The sequence below is a fragment of the Pedobacter nyackensis genome (assembly GCF_900176505.1).
In the GTDB taxonomy this organism is placed as follows: Bacteria; Bacteroidota; Bacteroidia; order Sphingobacteriales; family Sphingobacteriaceae; genus Pedobacter; species Pedobacter nyackensis.
The window spans coordinates 1-16,091 of record NZ_FWYB01000026.1 but is presented as its reverse complement, the minus strand read 5'-3'; the positions used below and the strand labels follow the sequence as shown (position 1 = coordinate 16,091).

The 16,091-nt window shown below is 38.4% G+C and carries 14 protein-coding genes, 1 tRNA gene and 1 pseudogene; 9 read left to right on the top strand and 7 right to left on the bottom strand.

The window, feature by feature from the left end; translation table 11 throughout:
* Positions 1-355: 355 nt before the first annotated feature.
* From B9A18_RS24580 to B9A18_RS24570, 3 genes are all read right to left on the bottom strand, one after another.
* Complete coding sequence (locus B9A18_RS24580) at positions 356-3,799, bottom strand: pyruvate carboxylase (RefSeq protein WP_084292518.1); 3,444 nt, start codon at positions 3,797-3,799, stop codon at positions 356-358.
* 187 nt (positions 3,800-3,986) lie between these two features.
* Positions 3,987-5,177, bottom strand: coding sequence for an enoyl-ACP reductase FabV (gene fabV / locus B9A18_RS24575; RefSeq protein ID WP_084292516.1), 1,191 nt, complete (start codon positions 5,175-5,177; stop codon positions 3,987-3,989).
* Positions 5,178-5,231: 54 nt separating this feature from the next.
* The gene (locus tag B9A18_RS24570; protein WP_084292514.1) at positions 5,232-5,762 is read right to left on the bottom strand and encodes an isopentenyl-diphosphate Delta-isomerase; all 531 of its coding nucleotides are present in this window, start codon (positions 5,760-5,762) and stop codon (positions 5,232-5,234) included.
* A gap of 205 nt (positions 5,763-5,967) precedes the next feature.
* Here B9A18_RS24570 and B9A18_RS24565 point away from each other — a divergent pair, with 205 nt between their 5' ends.
* Together B9A18_RS24565 and B9A18_RS24560 are read left to right on the top strand one after the other, a co-directional pair.
* Positions 5,968-6,417, top strand: coding sequence for a lipocalin-like domain-containing protein (locus tag B9A18_RS24565; RefSeq protein ID WP_084292512.1), 450 nt, complete (start codon positions 5,968-5,970; stop codon positions 6,415-6,417).
* Between the two features lie 19 nt (positions 6,418-6,436).
* Positions 6,437-6,796, top strand: a complete 360-nt coding sequence (locus B9A18_RS24560) for a DUF488 domain-containing protein (protein ID WP_084292510.1) — start codon at positions 6,437-6,439, stop codon at positions 6,794-6,796.
* On the opposite strand, the gene B9A18_RS24555 is transcribed toward B9A18_RS24560, so the two are convergent.
* Entirely contained in the window at positions 6,793-7,653 is an 861-nt protein-coding gene (locus B9A18_RS24555; protein WP_084292557.1) for a 3-keto-disaccharide hydrolase, read from the bottom strand. The two genes, B9A18_RS24560 and B9A18_RS24555, sit on opposite strands and share 4 nt — an antisense overlap.
* Before the next feature lie 236 nt (positions 7,654-7,889).
* Here B9A18_RS24555 and B9A18_RS24550 point away from each other — a divergent pair, with 236 nt between their 5' ends.
* From B9A18_RS24550 to B9A18_RS24520, 6 genes and pseudogenes are all read left to right on the top strand, one after another.
* Positions 7,890-8,777, top strand: coding sequence for a patatin-like phospholipase family protein (locus tag B9A18_RS24550; RefSeq protein WP_084292508.1), 888 nt, complete (start codon positions 7,890-7,892; stop codon positions 8,775-8,777).
* A gap of 155 nt (positions 8,778-8,932) precedes the next feature.
* Positions 8,933-9,005, top strand: a tRNA-Lys gene (locus B9A18_RS24545).
* 167 nt (positions 9,006-9,172) lie between these two features.
* Positions 9,173-9,538 carry an ISAon1 family transposase N-terminal region protein gene (locus B9A18_RS24540; RefSeq protein WP_084292506.1) on the top strand — a complete coding sequence of 122 codons (366 nt, stop codon included), beginning with the start codon at positions 9,173-9,175 and terminating at the stop codon, positions 9,536-9,538.
* Positions 9,519-10,502: pseudogene (locus B9A18_RS24535) on the top strand (ISAon1 family transposase). The gene B9A18_RS24540 and the pseudogene B9A18_RS24535 overlap by 20 nt, the downstream one beginning before the upstream one ends.
* 356 nt (positions 10,503-10,858) lie before the next feature.
* The gene (locus tag B9A18_RS24525) at positions 10,859-11,428 is read left to right on the top strand and encodes a dihydrofolate reductase family protein (RefSeq protein ID WP_084292504.1); all 570 of its coding nucleotides are present in this window, start codon (positions 10,859-10,861) and stop codon (positions 11,426-11,428) included.
* 197 nt (positions 11,429-11,625) lie between these two features.
* A complete protein-coding gene (locus B9A18_RS24520; protein WP_084292502.1) occupies positions 11,626-11,877 on the top strand; it encodes a helix-turn-helix domain-containing protein in 252 nt (83 codons plus the stop codon).
* Between the two features lie 80 nt (positions 11,878-11,957).
* Here the strand turns inward: B9A18_RS24520 and B9A18_RS24515 are convergent, their stop codons facing one another.
* Positions 11,958-14,186, bottom strand: coding sequence for a B12-binding domain-containing radical SAM protein (locus tag B9A18_RS24515; RefSeq protein ID WP_200816440.1), 2,229 nt, complete (start codon positions 14,184-14,186; stop codon positions 11,958-11,960).
* 48 nt (positions 14,187-14,234) lie between these two features.
* Between B9A18_RS24515 and B9A18_RS24510 the strand changes: the two genes are divergently transcribed.
* Positions 14,235-14,738 carry a GNAT family N-acetyltransferase gene (locus B9A18_RS24510; protein WP_084292553.1) on the top strand — a complete coding sequence of 168 codons (504 nt, stop codon included), beginning with the start codon at positions 14,235-14,237 and terminating at the stop codon, positions 14,736-14,738.
* Between the two features lie 54 nt (positions 14,739-14,792).
* Here the strand turns inward: B9A18_RS24510 and B9A18_RS24505 are convergent, their stop codons facing one another.
* On the bottom strand, positions 14,793-15,413 hold the full coding sequence (locus B9A18_RS24505) for a dihydrofolate reductase family protein (protein WP_084292500.1): 621 nt from the start codon (positions 15,411-15,413) through the stop codon (positions 14,793-14,795).
* Positions 15,414-15,483: 70 nt separating this feature from the next.
* Positions 15,484-16,091, bottom strand: a 608-nt coding sequence (locus B9A18_RS25250) for a hypothetical protein (RefSeq protein ID WP_159452744.1), incomplete at its 5' end; no start/stop codon positions are given.

Here is a 16,091-nt window from a genome sequence, read left to right as displayed (position 1 = left end):
TCTCGTTTTTTATTCTAAAATATGATTTAGGGCCTCAATATATGTATTTCTCCGTAATTACAGGACTAAAACGAGCCACTGCTTCAAAATATTTACGCAATCGTTATCGTAGTATAAACTTTTCGCTACCTTTTTTGGCTGATTAGTAAATTATCTTGTCATATACCTATCTAAGGCTAATCGAATAGGGATAATTAGATGAAAATAAGTGTAGGTTTTAAATAATTAAAGCTTAAAGCCACTGCTTTACGTAGAATTCACTGGGCAGTAAGGAATAGTGGGGGCAGCGATGCAGAAGCTGGGTTGATAAAAATGGCTGAAAAGGCAAATCCCTTAACAGCCATTTATAAGATTACTAATCTGCCAGTTCAAGTATCAGGTCATCTGTATTGACCATAGTACCTGCTGGTAAAGTGATTGACTTTACAATGCCATCTGAGATGGCTGAAATATTTGATTCCATTTTCATTGCCTCTATCATAAATAGCGGCTGATTTTTTTTAACCTGATCGCCAGGTTTAACAAAAACTTTAGATAACAAACCTTGTAAAGGAGAACCAATGTGATTTGACACTTCCTTATCTATCTTACGGTTTTCCAGTTTAACAACTGTGATAGATTTATCCTGAATTTCGATGTTTCTTGTTTGCCCATTCAGTTTAAAGAACACTGTACGCATCCCCTTATCATCGGCAGGTCCAATTGAAAGCAATCTAACCAGCAAGGTTTTTCCTTTGGCAATTTCTATCGTGGTCTCTTCACCCGGTTTCATACCGTAAAAGAAATATCTGGTTGGTATTACCGATACATCACCATATAGCCTGAATGTTTTTATGGCATCAGCAGTAACTTTTGGATAAAATTTATAAGCCAGATACATGGTATAATTCAGGTCATCACCAAACTCCTTTTTAAAAGCTTCAAATTCCAGATCCAGATCTAAAGGCGCCAAGTGTTTATTCGGACGATCTGTAAAAGGAGTTTTTCCTTTCAACAAGATGCGCTGAAGCTCTTTTGGAAATCCACCTTCGGGTTGACCGATCTCACCCATAAAAAACGACACTACGGATTCCGGGAAGGCAAGCTGTTCGCCTTTAGCAAAAATATCCTCAGGTGTAATCTGATTGGCTACCATAAACTGGGCCATGTCGCCCACCACTTTTGAACTTGGCGTCACCTTAACAATGTCGCCGAAAAGTTGGTTTACATCTGCATAGCGTTGTTTAATCAATTCAAACTGATCTCCCAATCCTAACGCTATAGCCTGTGGCTTCAAATTTGAATACTGACCACCAGGTATTTCATGCTCAAATACTTCAGCTGAGCTGGCTTTTAAACCAGATTCAAATGGATAATAGTATTCTCTTACTGTTTCCCAATAGTTAGAATAGGCGTTTAATGACTTCTGATCATATGGATTTTCACGCTCATGAAAGCGCATCATCTCTACGATAGAGTTGAAATTAGGTTGTGCTGTTGTCCCTGATAAAGCACCCAATGCGCAATCAATTACATCAACACCAGCCTCTATAGCCATTAAATAAGTGGCTGGCTGTAAAGATGAAGTATCGTGCGTATGTAAGTGAATAGGTATCTTAACCGTGTCTTTTAGGCCCTCAATTAGTAATTTAGCTGCGTAAGGTTTAAGCAAACCCGACATGTCCTTAACACCAAGAATATGACTACCTGCATTTTCAAGATCTTTAGCCAGTTTTAAGTAATACTCCAGACTATATTTACTGCGTTTTGGGTCAAGTATATCTCCTGTGTAGCACAAAGAACCTTCGGCAAGTCCACCAGTCTTCTTGCGCACCATCTCAATACAAGGAGCAATATTCTCCATCCAGTTTAGGGAATCAAAGATTCTGAAAATATCTACTCCTTTTTCCCAGCTCTTTTCAACAAAAGATTCGATCAAATTATCAGGATATGCAGCATAACCTACGCCATTACATCCTCTGATCAGCATCTGGATTAAGATATTTGGCATTGCAGCTCTAAGTTTCTCCAAACGTCTCCATGGATCTTCATGTAAGAACCTTAGGCAAACATCAAAAGTTGCACCACCCCAGGCCTCCATACTAAAAGTTTGAGGATGATGTTTAGCGAAACCTTCGGCAACTTTAAGCATATCATAAGTACGCATACGTGTAGCCAACAAAGACTGATGTGCGTCTCTAAAAGTCGTATCTGTATAGTGTATTTTCTTTTCTGCCTTAAGCCATTTCGAAAAACCATCTGGTCCCAGCTCTGTCAAAAGATCTTTTGTGCCTTTAGGATAAGGACTATAATGGTCTACCGGTGGCACCTCAGGCTTTTCCAATCTCTTATTCTCATCTACAAACCTTACATCAGGGTTACCGTTTACCGATACTTCACCTAAAAAAGATAGGATTCTTGTTCCTCTATCCAGGCGCTTATTAGATTCGAATAACTCAGGGTGCTCCTGTATAAAGTTTACCGTAGCTTTTCCCTGCACAAAGGTTGGGTGATTGATCAGATTTTCGAGAAACTGAACATTGTTTTTAACGCCACGGATCCTAAACTCACGTAAGGCCCTGTTCATCTTTCTTGCTGCGTCGGCTAAAGTTCCACCACTGGTACTTACTTTAACCAGCATTGAATCAAAGAATGGGCTGATCTTCATTCCTGGGTAAGTACTACCCTCATCCAATCTGATCCCAAATCCGGTCGCATTCCGGTAGGTAATCAAAGTCCCGTAATCAGGTTTAAACTCATTGGCAGGATCTTCTGTTGTAATGCGGCATTGCATTGCAAATCCATTGCACATAATCGAATCCTGACTCTTAAGGCCAATTTCATCATCTGCAAGGTGGTAACCATCAGCAATGAACAATTGCGTCTTGATCAGGTCAATTCCTGTAATCATCTCAGTTACTGTATGCTCAACCTGTATTCTTGGATTTACTTCAATGAAGTATATATTCTCCTCCTGATCAATTAAAAACTCAACAGTTCCAACATTATTATACCTTACAGCCTTTGCAATTGAAGTTGCGTAATGATAAAGTTGGTTTCGGGTTTCCTGAGTTAAATTTAAAGATGGAGCTACTTCAACAACTTTTTGAAAACGACGTTGTACTGAGCAGTCACGTTCGTAAAGGTGCATCACCTCACCGTGATTATCTGCTACAATTTGTACTTCTATATGACGTGGACGATCTATAAATTTCTCTAGAAAAACGGTATCGTCACCAAATGCATTTTTAGCCTCACTTCGAGCCTCAAAGAAGCCTTTTTCTAATTGCTCATCATTTCGTACAATACGCATTCCCCTACCGCCACCGCCAGATGCAGCTTTGATCATAAGTGGGTATCCTATACGCCTTGCCTCAGAAATAGCGATATCAATATTATTCAGTTCCTGTTCATTGCTTTCAATAATCGGTAGGCCGGCAGTTTTAGCCACAGTTTTAGCTGTAACCTTATCACCAAGGGCCAGCATAACATCAGGCCTTGGACCAATAAACACAATACCATTCTCGGCGCACTGCTTAGCAAACTCTTCATTTTCGGATAAAAATCCATAACCTGGATGTATAGCGTCTGCACCGCTATGTTTGGCCATCTCTATGATGCCAGTGATATCAAGATAGGGTTTTAGTGGTTCATGATCTTCTCCTATCTGATAAGCCTCGTCGGCCTTATACCGATGCAAAGAATATCTGTCCTCATAAGTATAAACCGCTACTGTCTGAATGTCGAGTTCACTACAAGCACGCTCTATACGGATGGCAATTTCGCCCCGATTGGCAATAAGTACTTTCTTAATATTCATGGTTCTTGTCTTAGTGAAGCAAAAATATTACAATACTCGGAAATCACAACATCGAAAACCATTTATTATCAAGGTTTTAAAGTGTAGAAAATACACTCACTATACTAAAAAAGGCCTTCCAGTAAATAACTGAAGGCCTTTTTTAGCTTACCTGTAAAAATATACTTTACAAGTATTTATTTCATGATTATACTAATCCTGGTATTTCTACCATTTCATTAACATCTTTAGCGTAATCGATCCCTGCAACATCAAACCCAAATAGGTTTAAGAAGTCTTTCTTATAACCGGCAAGGTCACCAATCAATGGTAAAGTTTCGGCAGTAGCTTCGGTCCACAGTTGTGCTACTTTAGCCTGAACAGCATCGCGCATCTCCAAATCGTCTACACGAATTCTGCCTGCTGAATCAGTTGGTGTTTCAGCAGCATATAACCTTTCGGCAAACAAACGTTGGATTTGTTCAATACAACCTTCATGTATTCCTTCTTCCTTCATCACTTTGTAAAGCAATGAAATGTATAATGGAATTACAGGGATAGCCGAACTTGCCTGAGTTACTAAAGCTTTATTTACAGAAACAAAAGCTTTTCCGTTCAGGTCCTTCAATTTATCACCAATGGTAAAGGCAGTAGCTTCCAAGTGATCTTTAGCTCTGCCAATCGTTCCTTTGCGATACACCGCTTCGGTTAACGACGGACCGATATAAGAATAAGCTACTGTATTAGCGCCTTCAGCAAGCAAATTGGCAGTCTTCAAAGCATCAATCCACATTTCCCAGTCTTCACCGCCCATTACAGCAACTGTATTTTCGATTTCTTCTTCATTAGCTGGTGCAATAGAAACTTCTGAAACTATACCAGTATGAAAATCTACTGTTTTGTTCTCAAAAGGTTTATCACCTATTGGCTTTAGTACCGAATTATGAACCACGCCAGTTTTTGGATGTACTCTTTTTGGCGAAGCAAGACTATAAATAACCAGGTCAATTTGTCCAAGATCACTTTTAATCAAATCCAATGTTTTCTGTTTTATTTCGTCAGAAAAAGCATCACCATTAATACTTTTAGCATATAAACCAGCCTTAATAGCTTCTTTTTCAAAAGCAGCACTGTTGTACCATCCTGGTGATGCAGGTTTTCCAGGTGCAGGTGGTTTTTCAAAAAACACACCAATTGTAGCAGCATCTGAGCCAAATGCACTTGTTATTCTGGAGGCAAGACCAAATCCTGTAGAGGCACCTATTACCAGTACCTTTTTCGGACCGGCTATAGCACCTTTAGATTTTACATAATTAATTTGGTTGATTACGTTTTGTTCACAACCATCTGGATGTGAAGTAAGGCATATAAACCCGCGCATTTTAGGTTCTATAATCATAAATGATTTTCTTTAAGTTAGCAATTAGAGGGGTGACTTAACATTTCAGCAAAACTAAAAGAAATTATTATAACATTTCATTATGCTTTCATAACTACGTTCCAGCCAATCACAATATTCATCCGGATTTGCAAGCACTACTTTATCTAGTCCTTCCATTTTCACGTACTTATACTCCGAAGCTTCTGTATGATTTAACAAAGGCAATTCATCAGTTACACCAAAATAGATATATTCCATTTCAATCTGAACCACTCCTTTAAATATTTCCACGTTGGTAGCGATCTCCAGAACACTCACCAATTCGCAATATAAGCCCATTTCCTCACCTAATCTTCTGGCAGCAGCATCATCTCTGCCCTCAGCCTTTCGGGGATGACCACAACAGGTATTAGACCATTTACCGGGGAAACGAGTCTTGCTTTCTGCTCTTTTTTGTAGTAGCAATTCACCCTTAGTATTAAAAATAAATACCGAAAATGCGCGGTCTCTCATACCACGGCCATGAGTTTTCGGTAATCTTAGTAATCCATCACTATATGTTGGCAATCCACTTTCTTTTGACTGTTCCGAATTATTCTTCAATTCTTAAAATTTTAAATATAACCTGTGACTATAATTCACGTAATTATTTGCTTGAAAACTCGTGCGGAGCAACACTTAGCCATTAAACAGGAGTGAAATTAAGTAAAAAGATCATATTTAATACAAAAAGAATTTCTTTATTAATTATCCAGTTAATTACCTTTGAATCAAACCAATCTAAAATCAACGCTTAAAACGAATCAAAATGAAAAGACGCCATCTGTTAATTGTAATGATTAGTGCTGTTATATGTTTTTCCGGCTGTAAAAAAATACCTATAGTTCCTGAAAATAAAGCCAAAGCAATTATTGGCAAAAAATGGAAATTAACGGGGTATACTGAAAATAATGTAGATAAATTAACAGAGAACTATGCACCCTGTGAACTCGACAATATTGATATTTATATGCCTGATGGCAGTTATATTATAGATGAGGGACTTACTAAATGTAATGACGACGACGAACAACTTCAGGAAGGTTCAAAATGGATCATTAAAGGGAATAAATTGATACTTAGTTATGAAAATGACGATTATGATATGGAGATAGAGGCTCAGTTCGAAATTTTAGAAATATCTGCTAAGACTTTAAAACTTGCAATCCCTAACTTTGATGGACCAGGAACGTTTATTTTTACCTTTACGGCGCAGTAAAACCTAAACATCTAATCTTATGATTAAGATTAAAAGAATATATGAACCCACATCAAAAGAAGATGGATTTCGCATCCTAATTGATCGGCTTTGGCCAAGGGGAATGACAAAAGAAAATGCAGCCATTCAGCTTTGGCTAAAAGAGGTTGCCCCTTCGACCTCTCTACGCAAATGGTTTGATCATCAACCCCAAAAATGGGAAGTCTTCAAAAAAAAATACCTTGAAGAATTAGCCAGTAATATAGCAGTTAAAGAAATCATAACAGCACAAGAAAGCCATCCAGTAGTTACCTTGCTGTATGCTGCACATGATGAGCAGTATAATCACGCTTTGGTATTGGATGGCTTTTTAAGAAGAGAATTGGGGTTAGCTAATTAATTTTTTGCCACGCGTTTTTCCGACATTAACATCTCAACTACCTTCTTTAGTTTCGCAGGATCTTTTGCATACTTGTCCAGGTCAATTATCTCTACCTTTCTAAAATCTACAGGATGACTTTCGCTCTGCAGAGAAATAGAACCACCTTTAAGTAACACACCTTCTGCAGCACCACCAACAGGATCAAGTTGTGGTCTTTCATAACGCAACACCTCTTCCCCATTTACGTAATGTACAATTAAGGAGTCCCCTAATACTAATACCTCTACTCTAACCCACTGCTCGCCGTTAAATGTTTTAGATCTCGATTCAATGCAATGATTTTTAATCACTTTGCCATTTAATACAAATTGCGTCCCAGGTGTACAAAGATTGGCTGTAGATCGCTCTCCATTGCCAGCACCACCTAATAGCTGCACTTCTATTGAATTAGGGAATTCCTGATCTTTAGTCATTGTTGTAGGATCCTGGCCATGAACCATAACACCGCTATTGCGGTAAGCCCAACCCGGACCATCTTTAATCTGATCACCCACAAAGCGGTATTCGACTCCAATCAGGTAGTGCGAATAAGGCTTGTTGAAAAACAAATGCCCATACTGGCTGTCAAATTTATTAGCATATTGATCATATCTCACCTCGATATTACCATCTTCAACACGAAAGGTATTACCAAAGTTATCATTCAAATCATGCTTTCTGATCTTAACTTTCCAATCTTTAAGATCCTTGCCATTAAACAATTGCGTCCACTTAACTTTAGCGGGAGGTTCAGGGATATTAAATCCAACGGATAGTAGCGGCATTCCTAAGATCAATGCCGTTTTAAAAATCGAAATAGTAAGTTTTGGTTTCATTTGTTTATGTTTTATTTGTTCATGTGTTAAGTAGAGCCTTTGATGATAAAATATTTTAATCATTTCGGGTTCATCTTTCTAAATTAATAGAATAGGGTGATTAAAAACACTAATCTCGAAATAAAACACACAATCATTTAAAAATCAACATATTAATAAAACGCAGCCAATCTTATTTCTTTATCGTATATTGATATGATCACGGTTTAAATCAAGATCATTAGCATTACAGAAAAATGGTTAGGGCATTGGTAATTTCGGGTGGTGGTAGTAAAGGTGCTTTTGCAGGTGGTATCGCCGAATATCTGATCAGGGAATGTAAACACGATTATAAAATATTTATTGGCACGTCAACAGGAAGTCTGCTTGTCCCACTGCTTTCTATTGGCGAAATAGATAAATTGAAATCTGCATTTACATCTGTTACACAGCAGCAGATTTTCAGCATAAACCCCTTTATAATAAAAAAGAAGAATGGAGTAATTAAAGCGAGTATCAATCATTTTGGGGTTATAAGGATGCTTTTGAAACAAAGAAAAACCTTCGGAGAAAGCAAAAACCTACGTCATCTTATTAGTAAAACGATTACAAAATCAGATTATAAGCGAATACAAGAGTCGGGAACTGATGTAGTTGTTACGGTATCTAATTTAAGTAATATGACTGTTGAGTATAAATTGGCGAAAGCGTACAGTTATGAGGATTATTGCGACTGGATCTGGGCTTCAACATCATTAGTACCCTTCATGAGCTTGATTACAAAAAACGGATATGAATATGCTGATGGCGGAATGGGAGATCTTGTGCCGATTTACCATGCCATACAAATGGGTGCTACTGACATCGATGTGATTGTTTTAAAATCAGACAGACCCTTAATGCAAAACCCAATTATTCATAATCCTCTGGACTTAACGTTTCGCATTTTTGGTTTCATGTTGAATCAAATTGGAATAGCTAATCTAACTATAGGCATGTTGGAAGAGTCGAACAATAAAGTGAAGTTAAATATCTACCGACCACCAGAAGGGCTAACCGCGAATTCCCTAGTATTTGATCCGGAGCAAATGAAGCAATGGTGGGATTTGGGCTATAAATACGCAAAAAACAATACCCTTGACTGAAACGCGACCAAAATAAATTAAAAAGGCAAAAATTATTATCCTTATAAATCAATCGGTTGAAGCGTAAATCGGATTATTTTTCAATTTTATCTGTTTCAGACACATATTATTTGAGTAAAAATCCTACTTTTGCACCACTCCAAACAAAAAGAGTTGATTCCGTAGCTCAGCTGGTAGAGCATTACACTTTTAATGTAGTGGTCCTGGGTTCGAATCCCAGCGGGATCACAAGATTCAAAATAAAAAGTAAAAAGGCTGTTAATCTCATGATTAACAGCCTTTTTACTTTTATAGAGGTGACAAGACTTGCAAAATTAAAACAACGGGATCAATCCCAAAACTTGTGGAGCAGGAGTTAAAATTATAGTTTTGTATTTCTATACCGTTTTATATTTATGCCATCAGCTACTGCATCCTTGCTCAGATTATTTCTGCCAGATTTTATACTAGAGAATTTTGAATTCAAAGGGGTTATTGAGGATAGTGAAACCTTCCATATCGAACTCGAAGAATTGAATAATCCCCCCTTAGAATGGGATGGGATCAAAGTTTTGTCTAAAGGCTTTTTCCCTCAGATTGTAATTCAAGACTTTCCTATCCGTGGACATAAAGTGTTTTTTCATATCCGCAGACGCCGATGGCTCAATACAGAAACTTCTAAGGTGATTTATCGGAATTGGACTTTAGTAGAAAAGGGAACGCGAATGACTGGGGATTTCGCGGCTTTTTTAAAAGAAATCAATCGATACAGCGCCGAGTAGCGTTGATGCCATCAGTTCATTCTATGGTGTAAAAGCTAAGAATCTACTTCGTCAATATCGTGATTACCTCAGTGACTTTAAAAATTGGGATCAGAAACCACATGCAAAAGAATGGCTGTTGTATCCTGAAAACCTAGGTGAACAGTTTTCTATAGACGAAACCAGTCTATCTCATGGTGAACTTTACACCATCCTTACCAACAAATCAGCGAAAGGTAAGAAAGGCGCTATTGTTGCCATTGTAGCAGGCACCAAAGCTGAAGCAGTCATCTCAGTACTGAAACGAATTCCAGAAAGAGCAAGAAAAAAAGTGACTGAAGTTACCCTGGATATGGCAGGTAATATGGAGTTGATCTGCAAACGTTGTTTTCCGCAGGCAACCAGAGTGACAGATCGGTTTCATGTACAGAAACTAGCCACCGAGGCGCTACAGGAAATGCGGATCAAATAAAGATGGGAAGCTATGGATCAGGAAAATGAAGCTATAGAAAGATCAAAAAAGACAGGCCGCCCATTTCAAGCGGAAGTACTCCATAATGGAGATACGATTAAGCAATTGCTGGCTCGTAGCAGATATGTGTTATATAAAAAGCCTTCTGATTGGATAGACAGTCAAAAGGATCGTGCAGAACTCCTATTCGGGAGGTTCCCTGACCTAAAAACAGCCTATGGACTCAGTTTTGGACTTAGTCAAATCTTTGAAAATACAACAGATAAAGTCTTCGCCTTGGCGAGATTGGCCAAATGGCATGAAAAAGTACGACAAACGGGATTCAAATCTTTTAATACAATTGCCAGGTCCATACAGAACCATTATCAGACTATATTGAACTACTTTGATAACAGGTCTACTAATGCTTCAGCGGAATCTTTTAATGCAAAAATAAAGGCTTTTAGAAACCTGTTTAGAGGTGTAAAAAACATAGAATTCTTCCTGTACAGACTAACGCAATTGTATGCTTAAAAACAGAAAAATCATTCTTGCTCCACAAGTTTTGGGATTGATCCAAACAACGTCCACTATCATCTATTGCCAAGTTATTCCGCCAAACCGATTAGAAGTCCATCTTTGCTCGAATGTAGCAAAGCCGATACGAGTCCTCCCACTGAGCCACTTTGCCAACGAGATGAGCGCCATGCTTGATAAGTCTCGATACCATCTCGTCAATATCTTCAACCGTGAACATAACGTTTAAAAATCTTATCCACGCTTTTGACAAATGCTATGGTTAATTACCCCCTCATATTGTCGGAATTGCACCCCACATGTGTCTCTGGTTTGCCTTAAATTTGGACAATCATTAAACAAATAATAATAAAATGAGAAAGATTAGAATTTTCGAACATATCTCCCTTGATGGTGTTATCGAGCACGACAAAAACTACGCGTACGGCGGATGGACGGCACCTTTTCGCACCCCTGCCGGGATGGCTATGCTTCTTAAAACGTACGGTACAGGCTTTGACATGCTGCTTGGCCGCAAGACATACGATGAGTTCTTGGGATACTGGCCAAATGCTGGAGACTTTCCGATGGCCAACGCTATAAACGCCGCAACAAAATACGTAGTCACTCACAGACCCGAAAGCCTTGAATGGGGACCAGTAAAGAACTTAGGCGAGGACATCATAGAGGGGCTTCGCAACCTCAAGTCGACAGACGGCCCTGATCTGGTTCTTTCCGGAAGCATATCGCTAACATCTGTGCTGCTTGACGCGGGATTGATAGATGAGGTTATTCTGATCGTATACCCGGTATTACTTGGCAGGGGCAAACGCCTTCTTTCGGACAGCTTTGACGCCCGAGAACTCGAATTTGTGAGCACGGCAACCACGCCAACAGGTGTGCTGCTCAATACCTACCGCCACCTCGGATCGCTGATAAGCTGATTTTCTATTGTTTTAAATCAAAAATTAAGTACCAAAGCAGCCGTTCTATTGCAAGCTTCCGCCTCAAAAATGTACTATAACTCAGTAGTCTTCCTCTTTAGTTGAAATAATAGAAGTAATATCGTTAGATTTGCCGCCCAAATGAACAAAGGGCGCGGAAAGCCCACAATACTTTTAAACAATTACGATAAACATCAATGGAAGAGAACGATTTTGTATCCATCTGGCTGGAAGAGAGTGGAAACCCCGCGATAGAGGAATTAACGCAGCTGAACCTGGACGTCGCTAGTAAAGCAGCAAAAACGTTAGCCGATAAAGGCCTTTCAGCAAATGACCTTGCTGTCTCCCTGGACATAAATCCAGACGAAATCAAAAGGTGGTTGATAGGCAGACATCCATTTAGTATAAAGATTATAAAGGAAATCGCTGGTACGCTGGCAGATTATTAGTCCTCGATTGCCTTCAATACCAAGTTGTCTGCGTTTTTCAAGGTGATCCTTCTTAGAGCCTTGAGCTGTTTTTCATTGGGCTATAAAACCAATAGCCCAAAATCTCTTAAAGTATAAATTGGTTTTGAATACCAAAACAATTCAAAATGTTCCATTGTCTTTTCAAAATCTGCTTTAATTTCTTGAAAGGTGTAAACCTGCGTATTCGAAACTGCTATCTTCTCTAAGATGGAAGCCAGCCATTCTCCTTCAGTTTTATTCGTCTGGATGTTAAAGGTTTCCTTTTTATCATGAAAAGTTAAAATCGCCATTTCCATAGAATTGCCCTTTTTATGCTTGGTATAGCTTTCTATATCGGGCTTCCCTCCTAACCAAACCACTTTAGCTGTTGGTTTAGTATTCAACTTACTATCTTCTCGTAAAGCTTTGTCAATAAAATCCGAAGGAATCATTGTTTTCGGAATCTTAAAATCAAACCAATCTTGCAATTTGTAATCGAAGCAAATGCCATGCATAAAATTGAAAAGTGATTTCTTTAAGCCAAAACTAAATTTATCATGGTCTATTCCTGTTTTATCGATATAATTGATGTCATTATTTGCAAAGGTTCCGATAGTTTCCGTCTCTTTTACCACACCAAATTTTTCCGGGTTCATCCCAACAGGACTATGCGCCGTCATCGCAAACTGATGCCAGAAGCCAGATTGTAAAACACCTGCTTCAAACAATTGTCTTACCATTTCCAGGCTATCTACAGTCTCTTGAATAGTCTGCGTAGGATAGCCATACATCAAATAAGCATGAACCATCACCCCTGCTTCCGTAAAATTCCGGGTAACCTGGGCAACTTGTTCAACTGTTACTCCTTTGTCAATTAGCTTTAATAACCTGTCGGAAGCCACTTCTAAACCGCCAGAAACGGCAATACAGCCTGATGCTTTTAGTAAAATACATAAATCTCTGGTAAAGCTCTTCTCAAACCTAATATTTGTCCACCAGGTTACAGAAATCTTTCGTCTTAAAATCTCCAATGCTACTTCCCGCATCAATGCTGGAGGTGCTGCTTCGTCTACAAAGTGAAAGCCATTCTGACCGGTTTTTTCGCTTAATTCTTCAATCCGGTCTACAATCAATTTAGCAGCAACAGGTTCATAGACCTTAATGTAATCCAAAGAAATATCACAAAATGTACATTTCCCCCAATAACAGCCATGCGCCATTGTCAATTTGTTCCAGCGTCCATCACTCCACATGCGGTGCATTGGATTTACAATCTCTATAACCGAAATATATTGATCCAATTGCAAATCACGATAATCTGGTGTGCCCACATCAAGCTGCTTGTAATCACTTCTTAGCGCGTCGTTTTTATAAGCAACCTCGCCATTCTCTAATAAAAAAGTCCTTTTATATAGACTAAAAGCTTCAGCTTTTGTAATCGCATTATAAAGCAATTCGATAGGTAATTCTCCATCATCTAAGGTGATATAATCGAAAAATTCAAATACCCTTTTATCAGAAAGAGAACGCAATTCTGTATTAGGAAAACCGCCACCCATTGATATTTTAATCTCTGGATAATTTCGCTTCACATATTGTGCACAGCGGAAAGCAGCATACAAATTCCCAGGAAAAGGCACTGAAATTAGGAATAACCTGGGTTGTATAACCGCAATTTTCTGATCTAAAATTTCAATCAGGATCTTATCCATGTAGGTATACTCCTGATTCAAAGCTTCGTAAAGCTCGTCAAATGAATTTGCACTCCTGCCTAATCTTTCGGCATAGCGACTAAAACCAAAATTCGGGTCAATACATTCAATAATAAAATCAGAAATATCCTCAAGATAAAGTGTAGCCAAATGTTTGGCCTTGTCTTGCGTTCCCATTGCACCAAATGCCCAATCTAGTTCTTCCAATTGTGCGAATCGTGATGCTTCCGGTAAAAAATCCTCCTGGCAAATTTGCAAAGCTAGGGTTGGGTTTTTGCCTTGTAAAAAAGCGATAACAGCATCAATGGTTTTGATATATTCGTTTTTTAAAGCGATAATTCGCTTTGCATTTAAACTTTTTGACTGACCAAGTTCCTCAGCATGAAAGAAAAGATCTTCCAACCCTTTTTTAGAAAACAAGGCCAAAATCACTTCAATACCCAAATCAGCTTGAGTTGAAGAAATATTTTTAGTATTCAAAAAACCTTTAATATATGCAGTTGCAGGATACGGGGTATTCAGTTGGGTAAAGGGTGGCGTAATGAGGAAAAGATCTGTTTTCAAAATGGAATTGTATTTCGATGCAAAAATATCCATAATTATTTTAGTATTCTTGAAATACATTAGCAAATGCTACCTTGCAAAATGAAATTACCGCCCTACAACACTTTTCCGACTATTATTGGTGACAAAATCTCGTTGCGTCAAATTCAACTTTCTGACGTCAATGACATTATTGAAATTTCGTTTTATGATGCTATCCAGGCAACGACATTGCAACAGGCGATAGAAATGCAGGTTAAAATCAACAAGGACTATGACGATGGTAATTCGATTCATTGGGGTATTGCAGAGAATGAAACCAATAAAATTATCGGAACTTGTGGCTACTACCGTGGGCTCGATGAAGGAAGCGGAGAACTTGGTTTCGTTTTATTACCTCAATATCAAGGAAAGGGTTTTATGACTGCTTCAATATCTTTAGCCATTAACTTTGGAATAAATAGCATCGGATTAAAGCGTATTTATGCTGAAACAACTCAAGAAAATAAGAACGCAATAAAACTGCTTGAGCGACTTAATTTTATTAAAACTGCAGATTTGGACGATAGTAGCGTTGAATACGAACTAAGGCAGGATGTAATATAGACAGTTAACCCTGTCGGCCCCATTGCCGTAATACCTCGTTAGCGGTAGTTGTTCTCATTTCTTCGTGAGTTTGTATCTCAAGTGTGTTGTCAAGTTTGATGGTATTACTTCTACAATTTTAATATCATATTTGTCTTTGTCAATACCGTCAAACAGTCGGATACCACTTCCTAAAAAAAGTGGTGCGATGTGAATGAAAAATTCGTCTACAAGCCCTGCATTGAGAAATTGCTGAATAGTATTCGCACCACCTTGTATTCTTATGTCCTTTTCTTTGGCTGATTGTTTTGCTTTTTCTAATGCACTTTTTATTCCGTCATTGATGAAATAAAAAGTTGTTGTGCCCTTTTGAACCCAGGGTTCACGTTTTTCGTGTGTCAGAACATAAACATCTGCTTTGTATAAATCTTCAGCCCAATGGACTTCTCCTTCTTCAAACATTCGTTTTCCCATAATGTAGGAACCTGTTCTTGCAAAAACATCATCAATTAATTTACTGTCTGCGCCGTATTCTTCACCGCCCTCTATATTGATATTTTTCCAAAATGCTTTTTGTTTATACATCCAGTTATGAATTGCCGGTCCATTGTCGCCAATTGGGTTGCTTGGACTTCTGTTATCGCCTGCGAAAAAGCCATCAAGTGATATTCCGCTGTCAAAGATAATTTTGCTCATAATTTCTATTTTCTTCCCTCAATTTGTTCGAATATTTAGGTGTTACTGTAAAATAAGCCCTATTAGATTTCTAGTTTTGTGCAAACGTCATCTCCTGCCAATTTTCCGTCCTTTGCTTGTCAACCACCCCATCTACCATCACCGCCCTAAACACGGCGACAGGATTAAATCCTTTGCTATTCATGATCTGGTTACCCGAAAATGTTTTCTGTATAAACTGAAATGAAAATACAGAAACACACAAACAACCTGGCTCTATTTCAAAAGTCAATTCCTGAGCAGGAATAACATCATTTTTACTATCATTTGGAATCTCAATGGTTTGAACCGGGCAAATGGTTTTATGTCCATAAGTAAGATCATACATCCCCACAGCAATATTTAAAAAACGTGAGCCTGCTTTTCGCGGGAACTTCATATCCTCCGAAACATGGATCTCTGGTAAGTTGATGGTCAAGATATTTCCGTTGATGGTTTGCACCGGCTGCACAAAAAGAATATTATTTACAGGCGAATCGGCATTAAACTCAAAACCATTTAGCTTATCAAAAGTGTTGGTAGTAAAATGATACCCGCCCGTTTGATGATACATTGCCTGTCTCATGGTTTGCTGTACAACAGTTTTAAAGCGATAAACCATTGTACCATCATAAAAATCTGTTACGATGTTCTTTAAAT

Excerpts from the sequence above, each read along its gene's own strand:
- B9A18_RS24580 (WP_084292518.1), bottom strand. The coding sequence starts at position 3,799 with ATGAATATTAAGAAAGTACTTATTGCCAATCGGGGCGAAATTGCCATC.
- B9A18_RS24520 (WP_084292502.1), top strand. The coding sequence starts at position 11,626 with ATGGAAGAGAACGATTTTGTATCCATCTGGCTGGAAGAGAGTGGAAAC.
- B9A18_RS24510 (WP_084292553.1), top strand. The coding sequence starts at position 14,235 with ATGAAATTACCGCCCTACAACACTTTTCCGACTATTATTGGTGACAAA.
- B9A18_RS24560 (WP_084292510.1), top strand. The coding sequence starts at position 6,437 with ATGATTAAGATTAAAAGAATATATGAACCCACATCAAAAGAAGATGGA.
- fabV (WP_084292516.1), bottom strand. The coding sequence starts at position 5,177 with ATGATTATAGAACCTAAAATGCGCGGGTTTATATGCCTTACTTCACAT.
- B9A18_RS24525 (WP_084292504.1), top strand. The coding sequence starts at position 10,859 with ATGAGAAAGATTAGAATTTTCGAACATATCTCCCTTGATGGTGTTATC.
- B9A18_RS24565 (WP_084292512.1), top strand. The coding sequence starts at position 5,968 with ATGAAAAGACGCCATCTGTTAATTGTAATGATTAGTGCTGTTATATGT.
- B9A18_RS24550 (WP_084292508.1), top strand. The coding sequence starts at position 7,890 with ATGGTTAGGGCATTGGTAATTTCGGGTGGTGGTAGTAAAGGTGCTTTT.
- B9A18_RS24555 (WP_084292557.1), bottom strand. The coding sequence starts at position 7,653 with ATGAAACCAAAACTTACTATTTCGATTTTTAAAACGGCATTGATCTTA.
- B9A18_RS24540 (WP_084292506.1), top strand. The coding sequence starts at position 9,173 with ATGCCATCAGCTACTGCATCCTTGCTCAGATTATTTCTGCCAGATTTT.
- B9A18_RS24505 (WP_084292500.1), bottom strand. The coding sequence starts at position 15,413 with ATGAGCAAAATTATCTTTGACAGCGGAATATCACTTGATGGCTTTTTC.
- B9A18_RS24515 (WP_200816440.1), bottom strand. The coding sequence starts at position 14,186 with ATGGATATTTTTGCATCGAAATACAATTCCATTTTGAAAACAGATCTT.